Here is a 15931-nt window from a genome sequence, read left to right on the forward strand (position 1 = left end):
CATCCGCGTGATTCCGCAGGGAGGACGACGTTCATGGCGTTCCGCCGCACCCTCGCCGCCGCCACGCTGGCCCTCACGGCCGCGTGCGCCACCACCTCGCAGCAGGTGAAGCCCACGACGACCGTGGCCACCGCGGCCCCGGTGCCCGCCGCACCGGCTCCGGAGCCTCAGGCCGCTCCCGAGCCTCCCAACCGCAAGGACGAGCAGGCCCGCGCGCTCTTCGTCGAGGCCGTCGCCGCCTACGAGGCTGGCGACTACGCCAAGGCCGAGCAGGGCTTCCGCGCGGTGCTCGAGAAGGCCCCGCAGAGCCTCAATGCCCAGTTCAACCTGGGCGTCATCGCCGAGCGTCAGGGGCGGCCCGCCGACGCGCAGGCCGCCTACGAGAAGGTGCGCTTCCTCGAGCCCGGCCATGTGCCGACCCTGCTCAACCTCGGCCGGCTCTACCGCGTGCAGGAGCGGTACGCGGACGCCATCGCCCTCTACGAGACGGGCCTGAAGTCGCCAGGCCATGAGCACGAGGCCTCGCTGCTCAACAACCTCACCGTGGCCTACCGGCTCGCCGGCAAGCACGAGCTGGCCGAGGCCACCGCCCGCCGCGTGCTCGCGCGCCACCCCGACGACGCCGAGGCCTACAAGAACCTCGCGCTCGTCTACTACGACCAGGGCAGGTACCGCCTCGCCGAGCTGGTGCTCGCCAACGCGCGCAAGCTCGATGAGAAGGACCCCGGCATCTACAACAACCTGGGGATGATCTACCTGAAGCTGGAGGATCGCGGCCGCGCGCTCGCCCAGTTCCAGAAGGCCGTGTCGCTCGACGAGCGCTTCGCCCCCGGCCACCTCAACCTCGGCGCCATGGCCCTGGCCTGGCGCGACTACGCCGGTGCCGAGCGCTCCTTCTCCAAGGCCGTCGAGCTGGAGCCCGGCTCCTCCGAGGCGTGGCTGTATTACGCGTACTCGCTGGACGGGCAGAAGGGCAGGGACGCGCAGAAGGGCCTCAAGGCGGGCGAGGCCTTCGAGAAGGTGCTCTCGCTGCGCGCCGATCAGCCCGAGGCCCTCTGTGGCGCGGGCTGGGCCTACGCCGTCGAGCGCACCGGCTGGGACAAGGCCGAGGGTTTCCTCCAGCGCTGCAAGGAATTGGGCTCCACGAGTGCCCAGGACAAGCAGATGATCGACGCGAAGCTCCAGGGCCTCGCCGCCATGCGCAAGAATGCCCCGCCCCAGCCCGCGGCCGAGGAGAAGCCAAACACTGACAATCCGGCGGCGGTCGGGGGGAGTGGTTCGCTGCTCGACAAGGTGTCCGACGAGGCGGCGCAGCAGGAGGGCGTTCCTCCCCAGGAAGCCGCGCCGTCGGGTGAAGCCGCGCCCGAGCAGAACCCGCCGAACACTTCGGGCGGGCCTGCGGCCGAGCCTTCGTCCGAGGCTCCGCGGGCCGAATAACCTACCGGTCCCAGTGGGAAAATTTTTCCACTCACTGGGGCCTCGCGGGGGGGTGGTGGGCACGCGCTGCTGGGATTTCGCGGCCTTCCACAACCCCAGACGTTGGTGCAGGGCGTGCAAGGAAGCATGGGGGAACCTCTCCTGGGACCCGCTGTCCCACCCGACGAGGAGGCTGACATGAGACGACTGGCAGCGGCAGTGGCGGTGGTGGCGTTGTGGGCGGGGCCGGCGCTCGCGGAGGACGAGCCGAAGAACCAGACCCAGGTGAAGGTCATCCAGGAAGAGGACAAGGTTGTCGTTCGCAAGAAGACAACCATTGATTTCACCGACATGGCGGTGGAAGGCGAGCTCACCAAACCGGAAGGCTCGTACGTCCTCAACCGCAAGAAGACGGACTTCCAGAGCCTCATCCGGGTCCGCGACAACTTCAATCCCGAGCTGCAGAAGTCGGTCGACAACCTCTAAAGGGCGGGCATGGGAACGGGAAGGGAGGAGGAGGGATCCTCTATGGCGGCGGGGAAGAAGAACGGATTGACGCTGCGGATCACCGGGCCGGACGGCTCCGTACACGAGGCGGTCTCCGAGTCGGAGAGCGTCATCGTGGGCTCGGGAGCGCAGGCGGCGGTGAAGATCCTGGACCCCAGGGTCTCGAACCTTCATGTGATGTTGAAGGTCGAGTCCACCGGTTCGGTGACGGCCATTGATCTCGGCAGCGAGAGTGGCACGGAGGTGGGGGGCCAGCGGGTGGTGGGACCGCGGACGCTCTCCCCAGGTGACGTGCTGATGGTGGGCAGCTCACGGGTGGAGGTGGTCTTCGGAGACTCGGGGCCCGCGGGCGCGGAGGTGAACGGCGGGACGCTGCAGGGCTCGGTATTGCATCCGCCCGCGCAGGTGGAGCCCGCCGCGCCCAGGGCCCCGGAGAGCATCACCCGGGCCACGCCTCCCGGTCTGCGCACCCGCGCGGCTCCGGGCAACACGGCGGCCCGGCGTGCGAGGCCACGTGTCGCGGCGCACATGCAGGAGCCGCTGCCGCCCGAGGCGCTGCCCACCCAGGACTCCAAGGTCCTCCAGGTGCAGCTGAGCTGGGGCGACCAGATGCTCGGCGTGCAGCACTTCCGCGACGGCGTGCCGGTCACCATCGGCGAGGCGAAGAAGAACTTCTTCCACGTGTATGACTCCGACGTCGGAGCCCGTCACGTGCTGGCGGTGGCGCGCGGCGAGCTCTTCGAGCTGCACGTCCCTGAATCCGCCGGCGTCATCGTCACCCGCAACGGGGACGTGCGGACGAAGGACAGCCTGCGCGCCGAGGGCAAGCTGACGATGTCGGGCCGCGAGCACGCGTACACGCTCGGTCTGCATGATCGCGCGGAGGTGTCGCTCGGGACGCTCACCTTCGTGGTGCGCTACGTGAAGCCCTCCCCCATGGTGACGGTGAACACCCTGGAGGACGCGGACTACAGCTGGTTCAAGATCCTGAGCTTGAGCCTGGTGGCGGCCGGCGCGGTGGTGGCGGCCATGCTGCTCATGCCGCGCTCCGAGGGCGTGTCCGAGAACGACATCTTCCAGAGCCAGCAACGCGTGGCGAAGTTCCTCGTCCAGCCCCAGAAGAAGATCGAGACCAAGCGTCTGGATTTGAAGGGCGTGGAAGAGGGCGCCAAGGCCAAGGACGAGGAGGGCAAGTTCGGCAAGGAGGAGGCCAAGAAGGCCGAGGCCGATCCCTCCAAGCCGGGCACCAACGTCGTCGACAAGAACAAGCGCGAGAAGGATCGCCAGGTGGTCGGCAAGGTGGGCCTGCTCGGCGCGTTCAAGGGTCTCAAGGGCGGCGCCTCGGATGTCTTTGGTCCGGGCGGCCTGGGCACCGGCATCAACAACGCGCTGGGCGGCCTCAAGTCCGGTGCGGGTGTCGGGGATGCGCAGGGCGTGGGCGGGCTCGGCTCGCGCGGCGGTGGCACCGGGGGCGGCGGCACCGCGCTGGGTCTGGGCGGCCTGGGCACCAAGGGCAACGGCCGGGGCTTGGGTGACGCCGGCGGCATCGACCTGTCCGGCCGCGGCAAGACGATCACCAAGATCGTCCCCGGCAAGACGACGGTGGTTGGCGGCCTCGACAAGGACGTGATCGCCAAGATCATCCGGAGCCACCAGAACGAGATCAAGTACTGCTACGAGACCGAGCTGAACAAGAACCCGAACCTGCAGGGCAAGGTGGCGGTGGCCTTCACGATCGACCCGGCGGGCGCGGTATCGGAGGCGAACGTGACGGAGACCACGCTGAACAGCTCCACGGCCGAGGCGTGCATGCTCTCGCGCATCCGCCGCTGGAAGTTCCCCGAGCCCAAGGGCGGCGGTGTGGTGGCGGTGACGTACCCGTGGCTCTTCTCGCCCGCGGGTACCGAGTAGCCGCTCGCGTCTGTCTGGAGTTCCACGTGCAGAACCCCTCTCCCCTCCGGGGGAGAGGGCCGTTTTCGAGGATTGCCCCGCCATGAAGAAGCCGCTGCTGGTCGCCGTGCTCGCGATGCTGCCCACCGCCGCCCTGGCGGCCACCCCGCCCGAAGGAGTCCCGCTCGAGGTCCGCCGCGGCTTCTTCACCGAGGCCGACATCGGGACGTTCTTCACGCTCGGGGGCGAGAACGTCTATTCGAATGCACAGACGTACCTGCAGCTCGGCGTGGGGTATGACCTGACGGACAAGGTCTCGCTGGGCGTGCACTTCGGACTGGGATCGTCGGCGGCGAACTGCTTCGCCGGGTACCTGCCGGGCACGGACATGTGCAGCATGTCCGATAACTTCACCGTGGCGTTCGCCGACGTGACGGCGGCGTACATGGTGCCGCTCGCCGATCGCCTCTACCTGATGCCGAAGGTGGCGGCGGGCCTGTCGCGGTTGGACCCGGCGCCGGTGGGCAGTGGTGATCCGGGACAGGCCCTGACGGCGCCGAACGCGGGCGTGGGCATCGGCATCGAGTACGCGACGCCGATGGACCACTTCTCCGTGGGCGCGGACTTCCTGGCCCGCTACCTCATCGGGCCCAACATCCCGACCTTCGCGCTGTTTCCGCGAGTGAAATACACCTTCTGAGCCAGACGGTTCGAAGCCCGGCAGAAACACAGACACAGAGGCCGGAAGCTGCTGATTCCCAGCGGCTCACGGCCTTGGTGTCATGAGTCCTTCCGCCGAGGCGTCTGTGTCCCGCCGTCCAGCACCTCCGAAATGCTCGTGGCCTGGAGGGCCCGGTCGAACCAGCGGTCGAGCGTTTCCAGCTCCGTGCAGTCGAGGATGCGCTGCCGGGCCGCTTCGTCGACTTGAATCCCCCGGAGGGTGAGGATTCGCACGATGCTCTCGGCACGCCCTCGTGCCAGACCCTCCTCCCTGCCGCGCGCCAACCCTTCTTCCCTGCCTCGCACCAAGCCCCGCTCAATCATTTCCTCGGCCCAGCTTCCCATCAGCGCCTCCGCTTGCTGTGCGTCCATCACCGAATGTAGCACCTGCCCCGCTGCTGCGTGGGTGGCTGTGTCCCCAATCCAGAGGAGGTAACGGATGACCACCACCAGATGTTCGGTGCCCTCGGGGGTGGCATGCACTTGTGCGAACAAAGCCGTCCACTCCGGTAGACGGTGGGCCAGTTCCTTGGTGCGTCCGTAGCGCAGGACGAGCCACGCCAATCGGGCCAGAGGCGGGCCGGGCCGGGCTCGCAGCGCCTCCGCCTGCTCGGCCGTCAAGTCATCGAGCAGATACTCGAAGCGCGGCACCAACGCTCGCCAGTACCTCCGCGCTTCCTCTGTCTCTCCCGGCAACTCGAAGAGGTCCTCCACCCGCTGCGGCGCCGTCCAGGCCCCCTCTGGCCCGTGATACATGACGAGCGGGATGATGACTGGCAGCAGAGAGCGCTCCGGATGCTCCTGACGCCAGCGCTCCACCTGGCGCACCACGTAGCGCAGCATGCGCAAAGCCATCCACCTGTCCACCGTCGACTGGTGCTCCAGTAATACGTACAGCAGCAGCGAGCGGCCCGTCCGCAGGCGCGCGGTGAAGAGCAGATCGCTCTCCGTCTCGCGCAGTTCCGGATCCACCACGCTCCCGGACTCCAGGCGCAGGCTCGACCAGTCCACCTCGGAGACGACATGGGCGGGGAGGACGGCACGCAGCTCGGCCTCCGCCCGCTCGGGGCGGCCAAAGGTATAACGGGCGAAGAGGTCATGAGGTCCGGGCATGGCGCACGGCGCCCAAGCACGGAGCGCGCCAGCACCAGCGCTCAGGGAGCCAGCAGGCTGTGTACGTCCGCTCGCGCGCCCCTTCGTCCCGTCGGCGAGACGCTACCCTCCGGGGCCACCAGCTCATCCGCCCGAGCCCGTACAGCCGATTCGACCAGGCCGCGAGGATTTGCGTGGGACCGCGCTGCCTCCGCGTGCGGGAGACTCCTGTCGCTCGTGGTACCGTCCGCGCCCCATGTGGCTCAGGACACGTCGCTGAAGGGTCGCACGATGCTCCTCACCGGTGCCAACACGGGCATCGGGCTCGCCACGCCTGAAGTGCTCGCCGCGCGAGGCGCACGGGTGTGGCTCGACTGCCGCTCCGAGGAGCGCGACCGGCCCGTCCTCGAGCGCCTGCGCGCGAGCGGTGGCGGCGTGGAGTTCCTCTCGATTGATCTCGCGGACCTCGCCTCCGTGCGCGCCGCGGCCGGGCGCTTCCTGGCTACCGGCGAGCCGCTCCACGTCTTCATCAACAACGCGGGCGTGGCGGGAAGGAGCGGGCTGACGCCCCAGGGCTTCGAGCTCACCTTTGGGACCAACCACCTGGGCCCCTTCCTCTTCACCACGCTGCTGCTCGACCGGCTTCGAGGCCCTGGCCGCTGAGCTGTGGGCTCGGAGCGAGGCCCGGGTGCGCGAGGCGTGAGCAGGGCGGGGGCTGGTTGAGTCCATCCGAGGTGGTGTCCAGGGGAGGCCGGAAGCCGCTGAGTCCCAGCGGCTCCCGGCCTTGGGTGTTTTCAGGCCCCGGAGGGCCTCAGAACGCTGGCACCTGCATCGGCAAGAGGCGGTTGGTGAGGGTTCCATCTCCGAGCTGGCCGGTGCCGTTGTTACCCCAGGCCCACAGCGTGCCGTCCTGGCGCAGCGCCAGCATGTAGTAGGCGCCCGCGGAAATGGCGGTGATACCGCTGAGGCCGGGTACCTGCGCCGGGGAGGCGCGGTCGGTGGTGGTCCCATCCCCGAGCTGACCCAGGTTGTTGCGGCCCCAGGTCCAAACGGTGCCGTCCTGGAGCAGCGCTGCCGTGTGGAACTGACCCGCGGAAATGGCCGTGACGCCGCTCAAGCCCGGCACCTGCACCGGGGAAGTGCGGTTGAGGGTGGTTCCATCCCCGAGCTGGCCTTGGGCGTTTTGGCCCCAGGCCCAGAGGGTACCGTCCTGGCGCAGCGCCAACGTGTGGAGGTGGCTCGCGGAAATGGCGGTGATGCCGCTGAGGCCCGGTACCTGTATCGGGGAAGTGCGGCGGGTGGTGGTTCCATCCCCGAGTTGGCCGTCGTTGCTACCCCAAGCCCAGAGGGTACCGTCCTGGTGCAGCGCCACGGTGTGGTAGGCGCCCGCGGAAATGGCGGTGATGCCGCTGAGGCCGGGTACCTGTCCCGGTGAGGTGCGGTCGGTGGTGGAGCCATTCCCGAGCTGACCGCCGAAATTGTAACCCCAGGTCCAGACGGTGCCGGCCTGGCGCAGCGCCACCGAGTGGTAATCACCCGCGGCAATGGCGGTGACGGTGCTCAGGCCTGGCACACTCGCCGGGGAGGAGCGGTCGGTGTTTGTCGCATTCCCGAGTTGGCCGTAGAGGTTATAGCCCCAGGCCCAGACGGAGCCGTCCTGGCGCAGTGCCAACATGTGAGCAACCCCTGCATCAATGGCGGTGACACCACTGAGGCCCGGCACCTGCATCGGGGATTTGCGGGTGGTGGTGGTCCCATCCCCGAGATTGCCATAGGCGTTGGAGCCCCAAGCCCAGACAGTGCCATCCTGCTTCACGAGGGCGGAATGGTAATTGGCCAGGAGGGTGGTCGTCTCTTGGGAAGCACAGGGGGGCAAGCCCGTGACGGTGAAGGATTGGGAGGCGGAAGCGCCCAGGGCGTTGGCGACGGTGACCGTGACAGTGGGAGTGGTAGCCGAGGAGACGCAGGCGGGGGCCGTCCACACCACCTCACTGGTGCTCGCGCCGGTGGTGGGCGTGCCGGTGGTGCCCGTGTTGGAAGCCCAGGAGAAGCTCATGGCGCTGCCCTGCGGGTCCACCGCCTTCACGCGGAAGGTGACGGTGCCATTGGCGGAGGTGGAGGCCGCGGACTGGAACGTCTCGGTGATGTCGGGAGGGAAGAGGGCCGTCTTCTTGGGGCCCACGCAGAGGGAGAGGGTGCCCGTCGTCTGGCCGCCAATGGCCAGGCCGTTGCGGAAGTCGGTGACGGTGACGGTGAGGTTGCAGTTGTTGCAGGTGCTGCTGCCGGGCAGGGCGGTGGCGGTGAATTGCGCGGTGGCGGAGGTGGCATTGGTCCACGTGCCGGGGCAGGAGGCCGTCCAGCTGTAGGCCAGCGTGTCGCCATCGTTATCGGAGGCGGTGGCGGAGACGGTGGTGGAGTCATTCACCTCGAGGGCGGTGGCGCTGGCGGAGAGGTTGCTCACCTGGGGCCAGGTGTTGAGGGAGGCATTGACGGCGGCATCTCCCTTGCCGGAGGTGACGTTGACGTTGAAGGTCACCTTGCCCTGCAATCCCTTGGAGTCCGTCACCGTGAGCGTCAGGGGCACGGTGGCGGCGGAAGCGGGTGCCGTCCAGGAGGTGGAGAGGCTGGAGGGCTGGGCGAAGGTGCCCGAGGGAGCGCTCCAGGCGTAGGTGAGGGTATCGCCCGGGTTGGCGTCGGAAGCGGAGGCGTTGAGCGTCACCGTGCCGCCGGGCTCGACGGTGCCGGGGGCGGCGGACAGCGAGGAGATGATGGGCGCGGCATTGGAGAAGGGAGCCGCGGGGCTGACCTCCTGCAGGGTGATGGAAACGGCGGTGGTCTGCCTGGCGAGGATGGTGACGCTGGTGGCCGAGCCGGCGTACAGCTTCGTGCCGCTGCTGTTGAAGGCCTCGGCGGAGAAGGAGCGGCCGGTGCCCGCCGGCAGCTTGCCGACGAGGCCGCTCCACTGGTAGTTCGTCTTCACGAGCTCGGAGGTGCGCGCCGGCATGTCGGCCGCGGACACCGTGACGCGCACCGAGGTGACGTCAGCGGAGGAAATAGCCTGCTCCACGCTGCCAAACAACTGGGCCGAGCCAGTGGTGTCCTCGTCCTGCTGAGGCGCGCCGCAGCCAGCTGCTAGCGCGAGGAGAGTGGCTGCCAGGTACAGCCACACGTGTTTTGTCATTCGAGTCATGGGGTATCTCTTCGAAAGCCGGTGAATGCTGCTGGAGGCGATGGCGTGCGCCCGCGCGTCAATGGCACGCGGGCGCACGCGGGAGGGCGTCAGGGGAGTTGGGACTGGATGGGCGAGGAGTAGACGGCGGGGACGCCGCCATTGCCCAACAGGCCGGAGTTATTGTTGCCCCATCCCAAGAGTGTCCCGTCCTGCTTCACCGCCAGGGAGTAGTTGAAGGTCGCGGTGATGGCGATGGGGTTGGACAGACCGGGCACCTGGACGGGAGAGGTGCGTCGGGTGGTGCTTCCGTCGCCCAGCTGACCATGGTCATTGAGGCCCCAGGCCCAGACAGTCCCGTCCTGTTTCAGCGCCAGGGTGTGGGAGATGCCCGCGGAGATGGCGGTGAGGTTGGACAGACCGGGCACCAAGACGGGAGAGAAGTGGCCGATGGTGTTGCCGTCGCCCAGCTGTCCGTCGCTATTGTTGCCCCAGGCCCAGACAGTGCCGTCCTGCTTCAGCGCCAGGGAATGGACTTGGCCCGCGGAGACGGCGATGACGTTGGACAAGCCGGGCACCTGGCTGGGGGAGGTGCGTTGGGTGGTGGTGCCGTCGCCCAGCTGGCCGTTGTAATTGCTGCCCCAGGCCCAGAGCGTCCCGTCCTGCTTCACCGCCAGGACGTGGCCGACCGCGGCGGTGGAGATGATGTTGGACAGGCCAGGCAGCTGGCTGGGCGCGATGCGATGGACGCTGGTGCCATTGCCGAGCTGGCCGTATTGATTGTAGCCCCAGGACCAGACGGTGCCGTCCTGCTTGAGCGCCACGGTGTGGTACTGGCCCGTGGAGAGGGCGGTGATGTTGGAGAGGCCAGACACCTGGACGGGGGAGGTGCGTTGGGTGGTGGTGCCGTCGCCCAGCTGGCCGGTGACATTATAGCCCCAGGCCCAGAGATTCCCGTCCTGCTTCAGCGCCAGGGAGTGGTAGTTGCCCGCGGTGAGGGCGATGATATTGGAGAGGCCGGGCACCTGGACGGGGGAGCTGCGGTTGGTGGTGGTGCCATCGCCCAGCTGGCCGTAGCTGTTGTAACCCCAGGCCCAGACGGTGCCGTCCTGCTTCAGCGCCACGCTGTGTGAAGTGCCCGCCGAGATGGCGATGATATTGGAGAGGCCGGACACCTGGACGGGGGAGCTGCGGTTGGTGGTGGTGCCGTCACCCAGTGGGCCGTATTGATTGTAGCCCCAGGCCCAGAGGGTGCCGTCCTGCTTCAGCGCCAGGGAGTGGAGGTAACCCGCGGAGAGGGCGGTGATATTGGACAGGCCCGGCACCTTGATGGGGGAGGCGCGGTAGTTGGTGGTGCCGTCGCCCAGCTGGCCTTGGCCATTGGCGCCCCAGGCCCAGAGGGTGCCGTCCTGCTTCAGCGCCAGGGAGTGGACGCCGCCCGCGGAAATGGCGGTGATGTTGGACAGGCCTGTCACCTGGACGGGGGAGGCGCGGCTGGTGGAGGTGCCATCGCCCAGCTGGCCGTTCACATTGGAGCCCCAGGACCAGACGGTGCCGTCCTGCTTCAGCGCCAGGGTTTGATTGCTGCCTGCGGCGATGGAGATGATGTTGGACAGGCCCGGCACCTGGCTGGGGGTGCCGCGATAGCCGGTGGTGCCGTCGCCCAGTTGGCCGTAGCCATTGTAGCCCCAGGCCCAGACGGTGCCGTCCGGCTTCAGCATCACCGTGTGGTCGTCTCCAGCATCGAGGACTTGTGCCGCCGGGGCGGTGCTGCACGCGGGGAGCCCGGAGACGGTGAAGGCGGTGTTGGCGGAGAGGCCGAGCGCATTGGTGACCGTCGCGGTGACGGTCGGAGAGGTGCCAGAAGAAACACAGGCTGGAGCCGTCCACACCACGTCACTGGTGCTCGCGCTGGTGGTGGGCGAGCCCGTGGTGCCCGTGTTGGAAGCCCAGGAGAAGCTCATGGCGCTGCTCTGCGGATCCACCGCCTTCACGCGGAAGGTGACGGTGCCGTTGGCCGAGGTGGAGGCCGCCGACTGGAACGTCTCGGTGATATCGGGAGGGAAGAGAGCCGTCTTCTTGGGGCCCACGCAGAGGGAGAGGGTGCCCGTCGTCTGTCCGCCGATGGCCTGGCCATTGCGGAAGTCGGTGACGGTGACGGTGAGATTGCAGTTGTTGCACACGTTGCTGCCGGGCAGGGCGGTGGCGGTGAATTGCGCGGTGGCGGAGGTGGCGTTGCTCCAGGTACCAGTGCAAGAGGACGTCCAGCTGTAGGCCAGGGTGTCGCCGTCGTTGTCGGACGCGGTGGCGGAGACGGTGGTGGAGTCATTCACCTCGAGGGCGGTGGTGCTGGCGGAGAGGTTGCCCACCTGGGGCCAGGTATTGAGCGAGGCATTGACGGCGGCGTCGCCCTTGCCCGAGGTGACGTTGACGTTGAAGGTCACCTTGCCCTGCAGGCCCTTGGAGTCCGTCACCGTGAGCGTCAGGGGGACGGTGGCGGCGGCAGCGGGTGCCGTCCAGGTGGTGGAAAGACTGGCAGCTTGGGCGAAGGTGCCCGAGGGAGCGCTCCAGGCATAGGTGAGGGTGTCGCCCGGGTTGGCGTCCGAAGCGGAGGCGTTGAGCGTCACCGAGCCGCCGGGCTCGACGGTGCCAGGGGCGGCGGACAGCGAGGAGATGATGGGCGCGGCATTGGAGAAGGGAGCCGCGGGGCTGACCTCCTGCAGGGTGATGGAAACAGCGGTGGTCTGCCTGGCGAGGATGGTGACGCTGGTGGCCGAGCCGGCGTACAGCTTCGTGCCGCTGCTGTTGAAGGCCTCGGCGGAGAAGGTGCGGCCGGTGCCCGCGGGCAGCTTGCCGACGAGGCCGCTCCACTGGTTGTTCGTCTTCACGAGCTCGGAGGTGCGCGCCGGCATGTCGGCCGCGGACACCGTGACGCGCACCGAGGTGACGTCAGCGGAGGTAATGGCCTGCTCCGTGGTGCCGAACAACTGGGCCGAGCCGGTGCTGTCCTCCTCCTGCTGTGGGGGCGCGCCGCAGCCAACCGCGAGGGCGAGGAGGGAGGCTGTCAGGTACAGCCACACGTGCTTTCTCATTCGCGTCATGGGGAACCTTTCCGGGAACCCGGGGACTGGGATCGACCCGGGTTCGCTTCCACGGGGCCAACCACGTCTCCCGTGAAATACAGGAGCCGACGAATGAGAAATTGATGCAGAAAATCTGCATGCCACTGGAAAGCGCCCTGCGAGTCCCCCCGCGACGAGGGCGCTCCAGGCCCCCGCCACGCCAGCCGTGCCAGTGGTGGGCCGGGCCGTGCTTTCAGCGCCCCTTTCCGCTCGGCTATCAGGTCATCTGGCAGGTACTCGAAGCGCGGCACCAACGCTCGCCAAGGCTTCCGCGTTTCTTCTGTCTCTCCCGGCGGATCGAAGACGTCGGCGAGACGCCACGCTCCGCACCACACCCGCGGCGCGGCGAGTACGACGAGCGTGCTTCCGGCCCCGGCTCAGGCGGCCTGCTGGGCCTCGGACTCGCGCAGGCTGAAGAGCTCGAGCTGCTGGAGGCGGCCCTTGACGGCGTGGGAGCCGAGCGGCTCGAAGGTGCTGTCCGCGAGGGCCTCGCGGCACTCGCGGGTGAGCAGCAGCGAGCGCCCGAGCACCTTGGTCAAATCCTGCACGCGCGAGGCGGTGTTCACCGTGTCGCCAATGGCGGTGTATTCCTGGCGTTGCGCGCCGCCCACGTTGCCCACCACGGCCTCGCCCCGGTGCAGGCCCACGCCAATGCGCAGTCCGGGAAACTCGCCGCTCTCGCGCATCCGGTCCGCCTCGGCCAGCATGTCGCGCGCGGCGGCGAGCGCCCGCTGCGCATCGTCCGGCTGGTGCGTGGGCGCTCCAAAGACAATCATCATCCCGTCTCCGAGGAACTTGTTCACCAGTCCCCCGTGCGCCGCGACAATCTCACACATGCGCCCGTAATAGAGATTGAGCAGGCGCACGGTCTCCTCGGCGGGCTGGGACTCGGAGAGCCGGGTGAAGTCGCGGATGTCGGTGAAACAGACGGTGATGGCGCGCCGCTCGACTCCGCCGGGCACGTGGCCGGACAGCAGGTGCTCCATCACCTGCTCACTGACATGCATTCCCAGCACGCTGCGCACGCGCTCGCGCTCCAGGGCACTCTCGGTGAGGCGCAGCAGCATCCAGCGCATGGAGCGGCTGGCCACCATGCCCAGCACGCCGATGGTGACCAGGAAGATGGCCTTGCCGAGCACGACGGTGAGGTCCCCCACGCCGGTGGCGAGCAGCTCGGGCGAGAGGCCCGGGCGCACGGCGAGCATCATGACGGCCACGAGCTGGGCCGCGGCGGCCAGGCCCGCGAAGAGGCACAGCCCGGGCTGGAGGCGCAGGGTCGCCATGACGACGCCCACCGCGTAGAAGGCGGGCCCCGCGGCCGTCACGGTATAGAGCGAGCCATTGGCGTGCACGTCCAGCAGCGTCACCACGCTGCCCAGGGACACGTCCACCAGCGAGGAGGCGTAGCGCATCCAGGGCCGGAAGAGCCCGGCCTTCAGCAGCAGGCGGATGCCGAGGTACCACACGAAGAACGTCACCGGGACGGCGAGGATGATGGGCGGCGTGGGGGAGCCCAGGCGAATCCCCCCGAGCACGAGCAGCGTCACCACGGCTCCGCCGATGGCGACGATGCGCGCCATGCGCGCCTCGAGGTGCAGGATGGTTTCCTCGAAGAGGGAATCGAACCCCCGGGAGGCGGAGTCGAAGCCAGGGTTGGCGCGCATGCTGTGCGGCAGGATAGCGCACCTGCCATGGGCATTGCGCTTCAGCGGCTACCGCGGCTCGGCCGGCGCGGGCCGCTGCTCCAGGGAGAGCTTCACGGTGAAGGTGGATCCCTGACCGGGCGAGCTTTCGACGTGAATCTCCCCGCCCCTGGCACAGCAGCGCCAGCAAGGCACTCAGGACAGCGAGCGCGTACCGGTAGGGACCTCCACCGCGCGATGCGAAGTGGCGCTCTCAAATGGTGAGAGGCGAGTGGGAGTGCTTTTCGCGGAGAAGTGCAGGATGCTCGCCAGCCGTCCCACTCCCTCCAACCCGAGGTCCTCCGTGAGAACCCCGCTCGCTCTCATCGCCTGGATTGCCCTGACGGCCTGTTCCGGTACTGTCGAGCCGCCCGACCCGGGCACGACGGATACCTATGCGCTGGACCCCGTCCCGCGGGGGCAGGGCTTCCAGTTCAGCACCCGGGAGACCGAGGTTCCCCAGGGCGTCGAACAGCAGGACTGCTACTTCTTCCGGGCGGGCGAGCTCGCCGCGGCCAACGGTCTGCCGGACGAGCCCATCAACCTGCATCGCGTGCAGATCTCCCAGCGTGATGGCTCGCACCACATGAACATCTTCCGGGTGCGCACCATCTCGGGGTTGGATCCGGCCAATGGCACCTTCCAGCCCGCCGCCAACGGCGTGGGTCCCTGCTTCAACAGCGCGAACTGGGCGGACTGGCCCCTGCTGGCCAACACCCAGCAGGAGGGGACCGTCGATTGGACGTATCCGGAGGGGGTGGCCAATGTCATCCAACCGGATGAATGGTTGATGTTGCAGACGCACTTCGTCAATGCCTCCACCCAGAAGACGCCACAGAACTACGGCCGGGTGTGGGTGAACTTCTGGACCGTCCCCAAGGAGCAGGTGAAGGACGAGCTGGGGACCCTCTTCGTCACCAAGCAATCCATCCGGGTGTGCTCGAAGCTCCTCACGCCGACCTTCGAGGGCGGCTGCCATATCAACAGCCCGAGCCCCGTGCAGATCATCGGGGCCAACGGCCATTTCCACAGCCGCGGCAGGGAGTTCCGGATCTACTCCTGGGATGGCAAGAGCACCGAGCGGCCCGCGGAGGGCCAGCGCTTCTACACCTCGGAGTCGTGGGATGACCCGCCCATGACGCACTCGCCCGAGCTGGACATCACGGTGCCCGCGGAAGGTGGCATCTGGTACACGTGCTCCTACGAGTGGACGCCTCCTCCCGTGGGCTGCCAGGCCCTGGACGAGTTCGATCGCAAGAAATACTCGACCCCTGATCGCCTGCTCGACTGCTGCTACACCTTTGGACCGCAGGTGGATCAGAACGAGCACTGCAATGCCTTCGTCTATTACTATCCCAAGCAGGATGACGTAACCTGCTTTTGACGGGAATCGTGTCATGCAAGTGTATTCCATGAAGTATGTCCCCCTGGTGCTGCTGTCTCTCTGTCTGGCCATGAGCTGTGGCTCCGAGGGCGACGACTCCTCCCATGACGCGGGCACGGGTCAGGATTCTGGCACGGGCCACGACGCGGGGACGAGTCAGGACGCGGGCACGGGCCACGACGCGGGCACGGGCCACGACGCGGGGACGAGTCAGGACGCGGGGACGAGTCAGGACGCGGGGACGAGTCAGGACGCGGGTTCGGGTACTGTCGAGGACGCGGGGACGAGCCAGGACGCGGGCACCGTTGTGGACGCGGGCACGACTCCGGACGCGGGCACGGTCACCACCTCGTGTGGCATCCCCTACCTGGGAGACCTCAATGGCGAACCCGACTTCACTCCCAAGGCGCTCTCGTCGCTGTGGCCGGATGCGAAGTCGTCAACGATCACGAACGGGAGCACTGTCTCGCTCATCTTTCCCCCCCAGGGCGGGCGTGTGTCGTTCATCGGGGTGCGTGACGTGATCAACATGGATCCCTGTGGAGTGGTCCTGCAGGGCGTGGTGACGGATCTCAACGGCAAGCCCCAGTTCGACACGCGGACCATCAACCTGCAACGGGGTGCGGACGGCCGGGGGTACACCCTCGACGAGGACGAATCCTCGTTCTCCAACGTGCCGTTGTGTCCCAACCCATGGTCGAGCCGGGACATCTTCAACCAGGACTACGAGCTCATCGTCCGCCTCCAGGATAGCCGGGGCAAGAAACTCCAGAAGATCCTCACCATCCGCCCCGCCTGCAACGTGCCAGGGCAGGAAGCGGGTTGTCTGTGTCTGTGCAAGCAAGGCTACAAGTCGACCGATTCCTGCCCGACCCCGTAGCGTGGCCAATGGAGGGCCCTTCCCTCCGCTCGCCGCCCACCGCGGCTAAGAACCTGTTTCGGTAGGAGC

Annotated in this window: 11 protein-coding genes; 7 read left to right on the top strand and 4 right to left on the bottom strand. The window is 68.0% G+C overall.

Annotated features, from left to right (window positions below; all coding sequences use genetic code 11):
* Nucleotides 1-33 precede the first annotated feature (33 nt).
* The 4 genes from ACJ8AN_RS07830 to cglE all read left to right on the top strand — a co-directional run bounded on the left by ACJ8AN_RS07830 (nt 34) and on the right by cglE (nt 4513).
* Entirely contained in the window at nt 34-1437 is a 1404-nt protein-coding gene (locus ACJ8AN_RS07830; protein ID WP_407754619.1) for a tetratricopeptide repeat protein, read from the top strand.
* Nucleotides 1438-1614: 177 nt separating this feature from the next.
* On the top strand, nt 1615-1902 hold the full coding sequence (locus ACJ8AN_RS07835; RefSeq protein ID WP_407754620.1) for a hypothetical protein: 288 nt from the start codon (nt 1615-1617) through the stop codon (nt 1900-1902).
* A gap of 42 nt (nt 1903-1944) precedes the next feature.
* The gene (locus ACJ8AN_RS07840) at nt 1945-3834 is read left to right on the top strand and encodes an AgmX/PglI C-terminal domain-containing protein (protein ID WP_407754621.1); all 1890 of its coding nucleotides are present in this window, start codon (nt 1945-1947) and stop codon (nt 3832-3834) included.
* A gap of 82 nt (nt 3835-3916) precedes the next feature.
* Nucleotides 3917-4513, top strand: coding sequence for an adventurous gliding motility protein CglE (cglE, locus tag ACJ8AN_RS07845; RefSeq protein WP_407754622.1), 597 nt, complete (start codon nt 3917-3919; stop codon nt 4511-4513).
* Between the two features lie 80 nt (nt 4514-4593).
* On the opposite strand, the gene ACJ8AN_RS07850 is transcribed toward cglE, so the two are convergent.
* Nucleotides 4594-5646, bottom strand: coding sequence for an Rpn family recombination-promoting nuclease/putative transposase (locus ACJ8AN_RS07850; RefSeq protein ID WP_407754623.1), 1053 nt, complete (start codon nt 5644-5646; stop codon nt 4594-4596).
* Between the two features lie 270 nt (nt 5647-5916).
* Between ACJ8AN_RS07850 and ACJ8AN_RS07855 the strand changes: the two genes are divergently transcribed.
* Nucleotides 5917-6288, top strand: coding sequence for an SDR family NAD(P)-dependent oxidoreductase (locus ACJ8AN_RS07855; RefSeq protein ID WP_407754624.1), 372 nt, complete (start codon nt 5917-5919; stop codon nt 6286-6288).
* Between the two features lie 148 nt (nt 6289-6436).
* Here ACJ8AN_RS07855 and ACJ8AN_RS07860 read toward each other — a convergent pair whose 3' ends face one another.
* The 3 genes from ACJ8AN_RS07860 to ACJ8AN_RS07870 all read right to left on the bottom strand — a co-directional run bounded on the left by ACJ8AN_RS07860 (nt 6437) and on the right by ACJ8AN_RS07870 (nt 13580).
* A complete protein-coding gene (locus ACJ8AN_RS07860; RefSeq protein ID WP_407754625.1) occupies nt 6437-8815 on the bottom strand; it encodes a PKD domain-containing protein in 2379 nt (792 codons plus the stop codon).
* 89 nt (nt 8816-8904) lie between these two features.
* A complete protein-coding gene (locus tag ACJ8AN_RS07865) occupies nt 8905-11895 on the bottom strand; it encodes a PKD domain-containing protein (protein WP_407754626.1) in 2991 nt (996 codons plus the stop codon).
* Nucleotides 11896-12293: 398 nt separating this feature from the next.
* Nucleotides 12294-13580 (bottom strand): adenylate/guanylate cyclase domain-containing protein, encoded by a 1287-nt coding sequence (locus tag ACJ8AN_RS07870; RefSeq protein ID WP_407754627.1) that lies wholly within the window; start codon nt 13578-13580, stop codon nt 12294-12296.
* A gap of 322 nt (nt 13581-13902) precedes the next feature.
* Between ACJ8AN_RS07870 and ACJ8AN_RS07875 the strand changes: the two genes are divergently transcribed.
* Nucleotides 13903-14982 (top strand): hypothetical protein, encoded by a 1080-nt coding sequence (locus tag ACJ8AN_RS07875; RefSeq protein ID WP_407754628.1) that lies wholly within the window; start codon nt 13903-13905, stop codon nt 14980-14982.
* A gap of 13 nt (nt 14983-14995) precedes the next feature.
* A complete protein-coding gene (locus tag ACJ8AN_RS07880) occupies nt 14996-15862 on the top strand; it encodes a hypothetical protein (protein WP_407754629.1) in 867 nt (288 codons plus the stop codon).
* The last annotated feature ends 69 nt before the right edge of the window (nt 15863-15931 follow it).

The sequence above is a fragment of the Archangium sp. genome (assembly GCF_045802675.1).
Classification (GTDB): domain Bacteria; phylum Myxococcota; class Myxococcia; order Myxococcales; family Myxococcaceae; genus Archangium.

Coding starts and splice junctions, on each gene's coding strand:
- ACJ8AN_RS07830 (WP_407754619.1), top strand. CDS start 34: ATGGCGTTCCGCCGCACCCTCGCCGCCGCCACGCTGGCCCTCACGGCC.
- ACJ8AN_RS07835 (WP_407754620.1), top strand. CDS start 1,615: ATGAGACGACTGGCAGCGGCAGTGGCGGTGGTGGCGTTGTGGGCGGGG.
- ACJ8AN_RS07840 (WP_407754621.1), top strand. CDS start 1,945: ATGGCGGCGGGGAAGAAGAACGGATTGACGCTGCGGATCACCGGGCCG.
- cglE (WP_407754622.1), top strand. CDS start 3,917: ATGAAGAAGCCGCTGCTGGTCGCCGTGCTCGCGATGCTGCCCACCGCC.
- ACJ8AN_RS07850 (WP_407754623.1), bottom strand. CDS start 5,646: ATGCCCGGACCTCATGACCTCTTCGCCCGTTATACCTTTGGCCGCCCC.
- ACJ8AN_RS07855 (WP_407754624.1), top strand. CDS start 5,917: ATGCTCCTCACCGGTGCCAACACGGGCATCGGGCTCGCCACGCCTGAA.
- ACJ8AN_RS07860 (WP_407754625.1), bottom strand. CDS start 8,815: ATGACTCGAATGACAAAACACGTGTGGCTGTACCTGGCAGCCACTCTC.
- ACJ8AN_RS07865 (WP_407754626.1), bottom strand. CDS start 11,895: ATGACGCGAATGAGAAAGCACGTGTGGCTGTACCTGACAGCCTCCCTC.
- ACJ8AN_RS07870 (WP_407754627.1), bottom strand. CDS start 13,580: ATGCGCGCCAACCCTGGCTTCGACTCCGCCTCCCGGGGGTTCGATTCC.
- ACJ8AN_RS07880 (WP_407754629.1), top strand. CDS start 14,996: ATGCAAGTGTATTCCATGAAGTATGTCCCCCTGGTGCTGCTGTCTCTC.